Here is an 11,907-nt window from a genome sequence, read left to right as displayed (position 1 = left end):
AAAAAGGAGTTAGTCATGGTTAGTTTAGAGAAGAACGATCACTTAATGTTGGCGCGCCAGCTGCCATTGAAATCTGTTGCCCTGATACTGGCGGGAGGACGTGGTACCCGCCTGAAGGATTTAACCAATAAGCGAGCAAAACCGGCCGTACACTTCGGCGGTAAGTTCCGCATTATCGACTTTGCGCTGTCTAACTGCATCAACTCCGGGATCCGTCGTATGGGCGTGATCACCCAGTACCAGTCCCACACTCTGGTGCAGCACATTCAGCGCGGCTGGTCATTCTTCAATGAAGAAATGAACGAGTTTGTCGATCTGCTGCCAGCACAGCAGAGAATGAAAGGGGAAAACTGGTATCGCGGCACCGCAGATGCGGTCACCCAAAACCTCGACATTATCCGCCGTTATAAAGCGGAATACGTGGTGATCCTGGCGGGCGACCATATCTACAAGCAAGACTACTCGCGTATGCTTATCGATCACGTCGAAAAAGGCGCACGTTGCACCGTTGCTTGTATGCCAGTACCGATTGAAGAAGCCTCCGCATTTGGCGTTATGGCGGTTGATGAGAACGATAAAATTATCGAATTCGTTGAAAAACCTGCTAACCCACCGTCAATGCCGAACGATCCGAGCAAATCTCTGGCGAGTATGGGTATCTACGTCTTTGACGCCGACTATCTGTATGAACTGCTGGAAGAAGACGATCGTGATGAGAACTCCAGCCACGACTTTGGCAAAGATTTGATTCCCAAGATCACCGAAGCCGGTCTGGCCTATGCGCACCCGTTCCCGCTCTCTTGCGTACAATCCGACCCGGATGCCGAGCCGTACTGGCGCGATGTGGGTACGCTGGAAGCTTACTGGAAAGCGAACCTCGATCTGGCCTCTGTGGTGCCGGAACTGGATATGTACGATCGCAATTGGCCAATTCGCACCTACAATGAATCATTACCGCCAGCGAAATTCGTGCAGGATCGCTCCGGTAGCCACGGGATGACCCTTAACTCACTGGTATCCGGCGGCTGTGTGATCTCCGGTTCGGTGGTGGTGCAGTCCGTTCTGTTCTCGCGCGTTCGCGTGAATTCATTCTGCAACATTGATTCCGCCGTATTGTTACCGGAAGTATGGGTAGGTCGCTCGTGCCGTCTGCGCCGCTGCGTCATCGATCGTGCTTGTGTTATTCCGGAAGGCATGGTGATTGGTGAAAACGCAGAGGAAGATGCACGTCGTTTCTATCGTTCAGAAGAAGGCATCGTGCTGGTAACGCGCGAAATGCTACGGAAGTTAGGGCATAAACAGGAGCGATAATGCAGGTTTTACATGTATGTTCAGAGATGTTCCCGCTGCTTAAAACCGGCGGTCTGGCTGATGTTATTGGGGCATTACCCGCAGCACAAATCGCAGACGGCGTTGACGCTCGCGTACTGTTGCCTGCATTTCCCGATATTCGCCGTGGCGTTACCGATGCGCAGGTAGTATCCCGTCGTGATACCTTCGCCGGACATATCACGCTGTTGTTCGGTCATTACAACGGGGTTGGCATATACCTGATTGACGCGCCGCATCTCTATGATCGTCCGGGAAGCCCGTATCACGATACCAACTTATTTGCCTATACCGACAACGTATTGCGTTTTGCGCTGCTGGGGTGGGTTGGGGCAGAAATGGCCAGCGGGCTTGACCCATTCTGGCGTCCTGATGTGGTGCATGCGCACGACTGGCATGCAGGCCTTGCGCCTGCGTATCTGGCGGCGCGCGGGCGTCCGGCGAAGTCGGTGTTTACTGTGCACAACCTGGCCTATCAAGGCATGTTTTATGCACATCATATGAATGACATCCAATTGCCATGGTCATTCTTTAATATTCATGGGCTGGAATTCAACGGACAAATCTCTTTCCTGAAGGCCGGTCTGTACTATGCCGATCACATTACGGCGGTCAGTCCAACCTACGCTCGCGAGATCACCGAACCGCAGTTTGCCTACGGTATGGAAGGTCTGTTGCAACAGCGTCACCGTGAAGGGCGTCTTTCCGGCGTACTGAACGGCGTGGACGAGAAAATCTGGAGTCCAGAGACGGACTTACTGTTGGCCTCGCGTTACACCCGCGATACGTTGGAAGATAAAGCGGAAAATAAGCGCCAGTTACAAATCGCAATGGGGCTTAAGGTTGACGATAAAGTGCCGCTTTTTGCAGTGGTGAGCCGTCTGACCAGCCAGAAAGGTCTCGACCTGGTGCTGGAAGCCTTACCGGGTCTTCTGGAGCAGGGCGGGCAGCTGGCGCTACTCGGCGCGGGCGATCCGGTGCTGCAGGAAGGTTTCCTTGCGGCGGCAGCGGAATACCCCGGCCAGGTGGGCGTTCAGATTGGCTATCACGAAGCATTTTCGCATCGCATTATGGGCGGCGCGGACGTCATTCTGGTGCCCAGCCGTTTTGAACCGTGCGGCTTAACGCAACTTTATGGATTGAAGTACGGTACGCTGCCGTTAGTGCGGCGCACCGGTGGGCTTGCTGATACGGTTTCTGACTGTTCTCTTGAGAACCTTGCAGATGGCGTCGCCAGTGGGTTTGTCTTTGAAGATAGTAATGCCTGGTCGCTGTTACGGGCTATTCGGCGTGCTTTTGTACTGTGGTCCCGTCCTTCACTGTGGCGGTTTGTGCAACGTCAGGCTATGGCAATGGATTTTAGCTGGCAGGTCGCGGCGAAGTCGTACCGTGAGCTTTACTATCGCTTGAAATAGTTTTCAGGAAACGCCTATATGAATGCTCCGTTTACATATTCATCGCCCACGCTTAGCGTAGAAGCTCTTAAGCACTCTATCGCTTACAAGCTGATGTTTACGATTGGAAAGGACCCGGTCGTCGCCAATAAACATGAATGGCTGAACGCAACGTTATTTGCTGTGCGCGATCGTCTCGTGGAGCGCTGGTTACGTTCAAACCGTGCCCAGTTGTCGCAAGAAACTCGTCAGGTTTACTACCTGTCGATGGAGTTTTTGATTGGCCGTACGCTCTCCAACGCCATGTTGTCGCTAGGAATTTACGAAGATGTACAGGGCGCACTGGAAGCGATGGGGTTAAATCTCGAAGAGCTGATTGATGAAGAAAATGATCCGGGCCTCGGTAACGGTGGCCTGGGACGTCTGGCGGCTTGCTTCCTTGATTCTCTGGCGACGTTAGGGTTGCCGGGGCGCGGTTACGGCATCCGCTATGACTACGGTATGTTCAAGCAGAACATCGTTAACGGTAGCCAGAAAGAGTCGCCAGACTACTGGCTGGAATACGGTAACCCGTGGGAATTCAAACGCCACAACACGCGCTATAAAGTCCGTTTTGGTGGTCGCATTCAGCAGGAAGGTAAAAAAACGCGCTGGATTGAAACCGAAGAGATTCTGGGAGTCGCTTACGATCAGATAATCCCTGGTTACGATACCGACGCGACCAACACGTTGCGTTTGTGGAGTGCGCAAGCCAGTAGCGAAATTAACCTCGGTAAATTCAACCAGGGTGACTACTTCGCGGCAGTGGAAGATAAAAACCACTCCGAGAACGTATCTCGCGTACTGTATCCGGATGACTCCACCTACTCCGGGCGTGAGCTGCGCCTGCGTCAGGAATACTTCCTGGTTTCCTCGACCATTCAGGACATTTTAAGCCGCCATTATCAGTTGCATAAAACCTACGATAACCTGGCGGATAAAATCGCGATTCATCTCAATGATACCCATCCGGTACTGTCGATTCCTGAGATGATGCGTCTGCTGATCGATGAGCACCAATTTAGCTGGGACGACGCGTTTGAGGTGTGTTGTCAGGTCTTCTCCTACACTAACCACACGCTGATGAGCGAGGCGCTGGAAACCTGGCCGGTTGATATGCTGGGTAAAATTCTGCCGCGTCACCTGCAGATCATCTTTGAAATCAACGACTATTTCCTGAAAACCTTGCAGGAACAGTATCCGAACGATACCGATCTGCTGGGACGGGCGTCGATCATTGATGAATCCAACGGTCGTCGTGTGCGTATGGCCTGGCTGGCGGTTGTTGTGAGCCACAAAGTTAACGGTGTATCGGAACTGCACTCTAATCTGATGGTGCAATCGTTGTTTGCCGACTTTGCGAAAATCTTCCCGGGTCGTTTCACCAACGTCACCAACGGTGTGACGCCGCGTCGCTGGCTAGCGGTAGCGAACCCATCGCTTTCAGCCGTGCTGGACGAACACCTGGGCCGTAACTGGCGCACCGACCTTAGCCTGCTTAATGAGCTGCAACAACACTGTGATTTCCCAATGGTTAATCACGCTGTGCATCAGGCGAAGCTGGAGAACAAAAAGCGTCTGGCAGAGTATATCGCCCAGCAGCTGAATGTGGTGGTGAATCCAAAGGCGTTGTTCGATGTACAAATCAAACGTATTCACGAATACAAACGTCAATTGATGAATGTGTTGCATGTGATTACCCGCTATAACCGCATCAAGGCCGACCCGGATGCGAAGTGGGTACCGCGCGTGAATATTTTTGGCGGTAAGGCGGCTTCGGCCTATTACATGGCGAAGCACATTATTCATTTGATCAATGACGTAGCGAAAGTGATCAACAACGATCCGCAGATTGGCGACAAGCTGAAAGTCGTGTTCATCCCGAACTACAGCGTTAGCCTGGCGCAGTTGATCATTCCGGCGGCCGATCTGTCTGAACAGATTTCGCTGGCGGGGACGGAAGCTTCCGGCACCAGTAACATGAAGTTTGCGCTTAACGGTGCGCTGACTATCGGTACGTTGGACGGTGCGAATGTCGAGATGCTGGATCATGTCGGTGCTGACAATATCTTTATCTTTGGTAACACTGCGGAAGAAGTGGAAGAACTGCGTCGTCAGGGCTACAAACCGCGTGAATACTACGAGAAAGATGAGGAGCTGCATCAGGTGCTGACGCAAATCGGCAGCGGTGTATTCAGTCCGGAAGATCCGGGTCGCTATCGCGATCTGGTTGATTCGCTGATCAACTTCGGCGATCACTATCAGGTTCTGGCGGATTATCGCAGCTATGTCGATTGTCAGGATAAAGTCGACGAACTCTACGAGCTTCAGGAAGAGTGGACCGCAAAAGCGATGCTGAACATTGCCAATATGGGCTACTTCTCTTCTGACCGTACTATCAAAGAGTACGCCGATCATATCTGGCATATTGATCCGGTGAGATTGTAATTTCACTAATAAATAGAACGGGGCCAAAGGGTCCCGTTTTTTTCGCCATCATTTCGGAAAAGTGTCCAGAAGGGGCAAGGGGACTCGGGGAGTATAATTTCGCCATTCAGAAAGAATGGAAAGAATAATGCAAAACAGAAAATGGATTTTGACCTCGCTGGTAATGACTTTTTTCGGCATCCCCATTCTGGCGCAGTTTTTGGCGGCGGTTATTGCCATGCTGGGTGTCGGACTTGCCGGTATTATTGAAGTTTGTAATATCTTTATCACGCCAACAATTTACCTTCTGCTCAACATTTTTATGCTGGCGCTGGGCGCATTAATGCTATTTTTCTCGGGGCGAGTGTGGGCGGACGATAGTGCACCAGAAAAAAGAGAAATAGCCGTCTGGCGACAATGTCTTTTTTTAGTACCCGCATTATTAACCCTGGGGGTCTGGATAATCGCGCTGCATCTGGCAGATTATCAATTTCGCCAGATGGGAGCGGGTTGGTTGGCTGATCTTATGCTCCCCTGGCTGGGCGTTTTGTTAGCCTCATTAGTCGGTGGTGAGTACTGGTGGTTAGTCATTATACCTGTTGGCGCGCATATCAGTTTTTCGCTGGGGTACGGCTGGCCGACCAGATATCCTTTAACGGGCACGTCCGGGTTACGTTGCCGTAATTCTCTCTTGTTTATCCTTCTCATGCTTGGTTTTGTCGCCGGTTACCAGGCTTATTTATATAAACAGCTTAATCCCGGCGTCGGTGTGCGTGAAAATATTGATACCTGGGCCTGGCGACCCGATAAACTCAATAATCAACTGACACCACTGCGTGGTAAACCGCAAATTCAGTTCACGCAAAACTGGCCGCGACTTGATGGCGCAACGGCGGCGTACCCCATTTATGCCTCTGCCTTTTATGCACTAAGCGTTTTGCCGGAAGATTTTCACGAATGGGAATATCTGGCGAACTCTCGTACTCCCGAAGCATATAACAAGATTGTTAAAGGTAATGCCGATATTATCTTTGTGGCTCAACCTTCCGGTGGGCAGAAAAAACGCGCGGAGGAATCGGGCGTCACTTTGATTTACACGCCTTTTGCCCGTGAAGCGTTTGTTTTCATCGTCAATGTAGATAACCCGGTTAATTCCCTGACCGAACAACAAGTGCGTGACATCTTCAGTGGTGCAATTACCAACTGGCGCACGGTTGGCGGTAACGATCAGGAGATCCAGACCTGGCAACGCCCGGAAGACTCTGGTAGCCAGACGGTGATGCAATCCCAGGTCATGAAAAATGTCCGCATGATCTCGCCGCAGGAAACAGAAGTGGCAAGTATGATGGAGGGAATGATTAAAGTCGTTGCCGAATACCGTAATACAAACAACGCAATAGGTTACACCTTCCGTTATTACGCAACACAAATGAACGCCGATAAAAATATAAAACTGCTAGCGATTAACGGTATTGCACCGACTGCCGAAAACATTCGCAACGGCAAATATCCCTATATCGTCGATGCCTTTATGGTAACGCGGGAAAATATGACGTCAGAAACACAAAAATTGGTGGAGTGGTTTTTAACGCCGCAGGGGCAGAGCCTGGTGGAAGATGTAGGTTATGTGCCGATGTATAAAACGTTGCATTAAGGCGGATAATAAAAATGGAATTAGTTAATACATTATTTGCAAGCCTTGTCGGTACTGATCCATTCACTGGCGTGGATATTACGATTGCCAACTGCAAATCGGCATACTGGGATGAAGGCATTGTTCAGCAACTCATTAACCAGGCCCTGGATGAAGGGGAAAAGTTCGTCGGTGCTGACGGTCTTGAGGGATTGCTTCGATATAATGTCACATTAAATATTGGCTTAACCTCCAGCAAGGTATGGCCGGGATTTTCCCTCGATACCGCCACCATTAGCCGTCTTTGTGCCTGTGGTGCTGATTTTGGATTTGACCCCTATATCAGTGATGTACCAGATGTTCAATGTGACCTGAACACGACAAATGACGTCACCGTACAATTTACGGCGATGCTAAATCCGGATGAGCGGGTGATAATAGCAAAGCGCCCGCTTAAAAAATGTGACTCCTGGATTGAGGATGTCTATATCTTTCAGGTCTTAAAAGATGCCTGGAAATTTCATAACAATAACAGTTTACGCGGATTTCGCGATAAGCAGGCCGAACTGAAACTCTACACGCGTCATTACTCAGTGGAAAATTGCGCAGAGGAAAGCTGTCGAGACTGCAATAGTTGCATTCGCCCCAGCTTTTCCCTTTCGCGTAGCGCCCTTATTCGCCTGAACGCGGCGAATGCTCGTTTTGTCTATCAACCGTTTACACGCGATCAGCGGGCGAGGGGGTAATTATGCAACCCAGCCCCGCCATGCAGGCATTAATTGAGCAGATTTATCATATTTTTCGTCGTTATCCGGTGCCGCAGAAATTTGTGGTTTGTTGTGAATATTGCCTGAGTCAGCAGGAACAAAAGGTATTACGGAGTACATCGTTACGAGCGATCTCGTATTCCTTAATCAATGCATGGAATAGTAGCCCAGGGCCTGATCCGCAAAATAGCGATGAGGTCCGCTATTTTCTGCCGCGTTTACTGGAATTTGTTGCACAGGGGCAGTTTGACAATATTCACGAAGTATTTTCTCTACGGCGTATAAACCTTGCCAGTAAAGAAAATTGGCGTGAGGATGAATGGAAAATTTTGCAACGATTTGCCTGCCAGTATATGACTGATTGGGTATCCGGCGATGAAGCTGTCGAATTACAGTATATGCTGGAAATGTTTTTCCGTGCCGATATCGCTCTTGCGCCATTGCTGGATGCCATTAATTCAGTTCCCGGCTTTTGGTCGACCGTTTCTCTTGCCTGTTTATTGAACAGATATTGTGAGGATTATATCAGAGATAACCAGGACGATATCGATAACGTCATTACCACCCAAATCAATGCCTGGGCTAGAAATAATCATCCTTTACTGAAAGAAAGAGCGCGGCAAGCGATTGAGAACCCGCTAAAACAGCCCGAACCAATGACAGAATATCAGGTCTGGGAAGATGACTGGATAATTGATGAGTGTTTATGCGCGATGTATGACGCATCATCCGAATCACCAGGAAAATAAAAATGATTAAATTCCGGCTTTATATTCCCCCTGTAATTCTCGGTTTTGTTATCGTGCCATTATTGGTATGGCCGACGGTTATTGTCTTAGCCGTACTTATATTCACGTTAACTTTTCTGGCAGAAATAATATTCTCCTTTCCGCTCCTGGTTGTGCGTATTTCTCTTCAGGAATTACAACTTGAGTTAATGGTTGAATATGCACTTTTTTTCAGTGTAATGGCTGGCATCGGTTGGCAATTCTCCCGCAGAACGCCTCCTGAATTAAAAAACAGACTGCATTGCTGGCTGGTCTTTTCGCCGGTCTATTTCTGGTTAATTCTCTCGAATTTCATTCTTTATATTTCTCCAGAGAAATCAGCGTTGCTGGAAAATATCCGAAATTTCTTTCTGACGTTTGTCTGGCCTCCCCTGAATTTTTCCCCTTTTTGGCCGCAGCCTTGGACTGATTTTGTCGGCCCGATTAGTGCACAGCTTGGTTTTGCATTGGGATATTATTGCCATTGGTGCAGAAAAAATAGAAACCAGAGGAAGAAGTGGGGCAATTGGGTAACGTGCTTAAGTTTGGCGATTTTAGCTCAGGGGCCGTTATTCAATTATTTACAATGAATAGTCTAAGGAATCCAAATAGCCCGGTTGCACTTCAACCGGGCATCATCCTTACGACGCCAGCGACAACTTCTGCTGCGTATATTCCACCAGCCACTGACTCACACGAGATTGTTGATCCGCATTCAGCCACATGCCTTGTTTTGTGCGACGCCAAAGGGCATCGTCGGTGCGGCGGACCCATTCGTGATCCACCAGGTATTTCAGTTCCGCTTCGTAGAACTCATGACCGAAATCCTCCCCGAGGTCGCTTATCGCCCCCGCATTGCCGAGCAGCAGCTCGCTGTTGCTGCCGTAAGTGCGTGCGTAATGACGCGCCAGCGATTCAGTCAGGAACGGGTAACGGCGGCGCAGGCGAGCGGCGTAATCGTCGCGGTCGCCTTCAATGGCACCACCCGGCAGCACGCTCTCTTTCGTCCACGCCGGGCCAATGCCCTGATAATACGGCGTCAGTTTTTCCAGCGCATGTTCCGCCAGTTTGCGGTAGGTGGTCAGCTTACCGCCGAATACCGACAGCAGCGGTGCTTTGCCGTTTTCATCATGGATATCAAGGGTGTAATCACGGGTAATGGCTTGCGGCGAGTCGGACTCATCATCACACAGCGGACGCACACCGGAGTAGGTCCAGACGATATCGTCACGGCTTAGCTGCTTTTTAAAGTGCGCGTTATACACTTTCAGCAGGTAGTTGATTTCACTCTCTTCAATCTTCACCGCTTTTGGATCGCCTTTGTATTCCACATCGGTGGTGCCGATGATGGAAAACTCGTCCATCCACGGGATCACGAACACAATGCGTTTATCTTCGTTTTGCAGAATGTAGGCCTGCTTTTGGGTATGCACGCGCGGCACCACAATATGGCTGCCTTTGATCAGGCGAATGCCATAAGGCGAAGGCAGATGCATCCCGTCGTCGAAGAACTGTTTCACCCACGGGCCGGTGGCGTTAACCAGGCCGCGCGCTTGCCAGATATATTTTTTGCCGGTATCGATATCTTCCGCTTCCACAATCCACAGGCCGTTTTCGCGGCGAGCAGAGGTGGCGCGAGTCCGAGTAAGCACTTCGCCGCCTTTACGCACCACCATCTGGGCGTTGGCGAGTACCAGACGGGCGTCGTCTACCCAACAGTCAGAATATTCGAATCCGCGCTTAATTTCCGGTTTTAACACTGAGTTTGCGCCAAAACGCAAACCGGTTGATCCCGGCAGGCTGGTGCGTTTACCCAGATGATCGTACATAAACAGACCAATCCGAATCATCCACGCCGGGCGCAGATGCGGACGATGTGGCAGGCGAAAACGCATCGGGAAGGCGATATGCGGAGCCATTTTCAGCAGCACTTCACGTTCAGCCAGCGCCTCGCTGACCAGGCGGAATTCATAGTGCTCAAGGTAGCGCAGGCCACCGTGAATGAGTTTTGAACTGGCGGAAGAGGTCGCGCAAGCGAGATCCTGCGCCTCCAGCATCAGCACGGATAAACCGCGTCCAGCGGCGTCTGCCGCGATACCAGCACCATTGATGCCGCCACCTATCACAATCAGATCTTTGGTTTCCATGCTGCCCTCATTCACTTTCGTTAAAGCTCATAAATGTTCGTTATCGAACATATTAGCAAAGAATCGCGCTTTAGGTAACATTGAAAAAACATTTTAGAGTGATATGTATAACATTATGGCGTTTATCTGCCGCTTCGACGTAAACTGTGCGGTAAATTTGCCCACTTGTTTGTAAAGAAAGAGAGACGCATGGATCAGTTCGAATGTATTAACGTTGCCGACGCGCACCAGAAGTTGCAGGAAAAAGAGGCGGTGCTGGTCGATATTCGCGATCCACAGAGTTTCGCTATGGGGCATGCGGTGCAGGCTTTCCATTTAACCAACGACACGCTGGGCGCGTTTATGCGTGATAACGACTTTGACACTCCGGTGATGGTGATGTGTTATCACGGCAATAGCAGCAAAGGCGCGGCGCAGTATCTGCTGCAACAGGGCTACGATGTGGTCTATAGCATTGACGGCGGCTTTGAAGCCTGGCAACGTCAGTTTCCCGCAGAGGTGGCGTACGGCGCGTAACGCTTTATACTGTCCCCTTTTGTGTGGAATAAGCGACAGCAACGATGTTGATGATTACCTCTTTTGCTAACCCCCGCGTGGCGCAGGCGTTTGTTGATTACATGGCGACGCAGGGTGTTATCCTCACGATTCAACAACATAACCAAAGCGATGTCTGGCTGGCGGATGAGTCCCAGGCCGAGCGCGTACGGGCGGAGCTGGCGCGTTTTCTCGAAAACCCGGCAGATCCGCGTTATCTGGCGGCCAGCTGGCAGGCAGGCCATACCGGCAGTGGCCTGCATTATCGCCGTTATCCTTTCTTTGCCGCCTTGCGTGAACGCGCAGGTCCGGTAACCTGGGTGGTGATGATCGCCTGCGTGGTGGTGTTTATCGCCATGCAAATTCTCGGCGATCAGGAAGTGATGTTATGGCTGGCCTGGCCATTCGATCCAACACTGAAATTTGAGTTCTGGCGTTACTTCACCCACGCGTTAATGCACTTCTCGCTGATGCATATCCTCTTTAACCTGCTCTGGTGGTGGTATCTCGGCGGTGCGGTGGAAAAACGCCTCGGTAGCGGTAAGCTAATTGTTATTACTCTCATTAGCGCCCTGTTAAGCGGCTATGTGCAGCAAAAATTCAGCGGGCCGTGGTTTGGCGGGCTTTCTGGCGTGGTGTATGCGCTGATGGGCTACGTCTGGCTACGTGGTGAACGCGATCCGCAAAGTGGCATTTACCTGCAACGTGGGTTAATTATCTTTGCGCTGATCTGGATTGTCGCCGGATGGTTTGATTTGTTTGGGATGTCGATGGCGAACGGAGCACACATCGCCGGGTTAGCCGTGGGTTTAGCGATGGCTTTTGTTGATTCGCTCAATGCGCGAAAACGAAAATAATTCCAGGGATTTA

At 50.6% G+C, this 11,907-nt stretch carries 10 protein-coding genes; 9 read left to right on the top strand and 1 reads right to left on the bottom strand.

The window, feature by feature from the left end; genetic code table 11:
- Positions 1-15: 15 nt before the first annotated feature.
- The 7 genes from glgC (at position 16) to ACJHXA_RS07225 (ending at position 8,946) form a co-directional block, all read left to right on the top strand.
- Positions 16-1,311 carry a glucose-1-phosphate adenylyltransferase gene (glgC, locus tag ACJHXA_RS07255; protein WP_000253975.1) on the top strand — a complete coding sequence of 432 codons (1,296 nt, stop codon included), beginning with the start codon at positions 16-18 and terminating at the stop codon, positions 1,309-1,311.
- Positions 1,311-2,744 carry a glycogen synthase GlgA gene (glgA, locus tag ACJHXA_RS07250; RefSeq protein ID WP_001197646.1) on the top strand — a complete coding sequence of 478 codons (1,434 nt, stop codon included), beginning with the start codon at positions 1,311-1,313 and terminating at the stop codon, positions 2,742-2,744. The genes glgC and glgA overlap by 1 nt, the downstream gene beginning before the upstream one ends.
- 18 nt (positions 2,745-2,762) lie before the next feature.
- Positions 2,763-5,210: a glycogen phosphorylase gene (glgP, locus tag ACJHXA_RS07245; protein ID WP_000993449.1), complete on the top strand. Its 2,448-nt coding sequence runs from the start codon at positions 2,763-2,765 to the stop codon at positions 5,208-5,210.
- A gap of 124 nt (positions 5,211-5,334) precedes the next feature.
- Positions 5,335-6,843: a PstS family phosphate ABC transporter substrate-binding protein gene (locus ACJHXA_RS07240; protein WP_122633146.1), complete on the top strand. Its 1,509-nt coding sequence runs from the start codon at positions 5,335-5,337 to the stop codon at positions 6,841-6,843.
- A 14-nt stretch (positions 6,844-6,857) separates the two neighbouring features.
- The gene (locus ACJHXA_RS07235) at positions 6,858-7,568 is read left to right on the top strand and encodes a hypothetical protein (RefSeq protein WP_000424555.1); all 711 of its coding nucleotides are present in this window, start codon (positions 6,858-6,860) and stop codon (positions 7,566-7,568) included.
- A gap of 2 nt (positions 7,569-7,570) precedes the next feature.
- Complete coding sequence (locus ACJHXA_RS07230) at positions 7,571-8,338, top strand: hypothetical protein (protein ID WP_001183149.1); 768 nt, start codon at positions 7,571-7,573, stop codon at positions 8,336-8,338.
- A 2-nt stretch (positions 8,339-8,340) separates the two neighbouring features.
- Positions 8,341-8,946, top strand: a complete 606-nt coding sequence (locus tag ACJHXA_RS07225) for a hypothetical protein (RefSeq protein ID WP_000589360.1) — start codon at positions 8,341-8,343, stop codon at positions 8,944-8,946.
- Between the two features lie 51 nt (positions 8,947-8,997).
- On the opposite strand, the gene glpD is transcribed toward ACJHXA_RS07225, so the two are convergent.
- Positions 8,998-10,503, bottom strand: coding sequence for a glycerol-3-phosphate dehydrogenase (gene glpD, locus ACJHXA_RS07220; RefSeq protein ID WP_000448115.1), 1,506 nt, complete (start codon positions 10,501-10,503; stop codon positions 8,998-9,000).
- A 189-nt stretch (positions 10,504-10,692) separates the two neighbouring features.
- Between glpD and glpE the strand changes: the two genes are divergently transcribed.
- Positions 10,693-11,019 carry a thiosulfate sulfurtransferase GlpE gene (glpE, locus tag ACJHXA_RS07215; RefSeq protein WP_000371928.1) on the top strand — a complete coding sequence of 109 codons (327 nt, stop codon included), beginning with the start codon at positions 10,693-10,695 and terminating at the stop codon, positions 11,017-11,019.
- 44 nt (positions 11,020-11,063) lie between these two features.
- A complete protein-coding gene (gene glpG, locus ACJHXA_RS07210; RefSeq protein WP_000928731.1) occupies positions 11,064-11,894 on the top strand; it encodes a rhomboid family intramembrane serine protease GlpG in 831 nt (276 codons plus the stop codon).
- Positions 11,895-11,907: the final 13 nt, after the last annotated feature.

The sequence above is a fragment of the Escherichia sp. WS33 genome (assembly GCF_046486385.1).
Classification (GTDB): Bacteria; Pseudomonadota; Gammaproteobacteria; order Enterobacterales; family Enterobacteriaceae; genus ECMA0423.
The sequence above is the reverse complement of the archived record's forward strand: the minus strand, read 5'-3'. Positions and strand labels throughout refer to the sequence as shown.

What these genes read in the sequence shown, in the direction of transcription:
- glgC (WP_000253975.1), top strand. Translation starts at nt 16, where the DNA reads ATGGTTAGTTTAGAGAAGAACGATCACTTAATGTTGGCGCGCCAGCTG.
- glgA (WP_001197646.1), top strand. Translation starts at nt 1,311, where the DNA reads ATGCAGGTTTTACATGTATGTTCAGAGATGTTCCCGCTGCTTAAAACC.
- glgP (WP_000993449.1), top strand. Translation starts at nt 2,763, where the DNA reads ATGAATGCTCCGTTTACATATTCATCGCCCACGCTTAGCGTAGAAGCT.
- ACJHXA_RS07235 (WP_000424555.1), top strand. Translation starts at nt 6,858, where the DNA reads ATGGAATTAGTTAATACATTATTTGCAAGCCTTGTCGGTACTGATCCA.
- ACJHXA_RS07230 (WP_001183149.1), top strand. Translation starts at nt 7,571, where the DNA reads ATGCAACCCAGCCCCGCCATGCAGGCATTAATTGAGCAGATTTATCAT.
- ACJHXA_RS07225 (WP_000589360.1), top strand. Translation starts at nt 8,341, where the DNA reads ATGATTAAATTCCGGCTTTATATTCCCCCTGTAATTCTCGGTTTTGTT.
- glpD (WP_000448115.1), bottom strand. Translation starts at nt 10,503, where the DNA reads ATGGAAACCAAAGATCTGATTGTGATAGGTGGCGGCATCAATGGTGCT.
- glpE (WP_000371928.1), top strand. Translation starts at nt 10,693, where the DNA reads ATGGATCAGTTCGAATGTATTAACGTTGCCGACGCGCACCAGAAGTTG.
- glpG (WP_000928731.1), top strand. Translation starts at nt 11,064, where the DNA reads ATGTTGATGATTACCTCTTTTGCTAACCCCCGCGTGGCGCAGGCGTTT.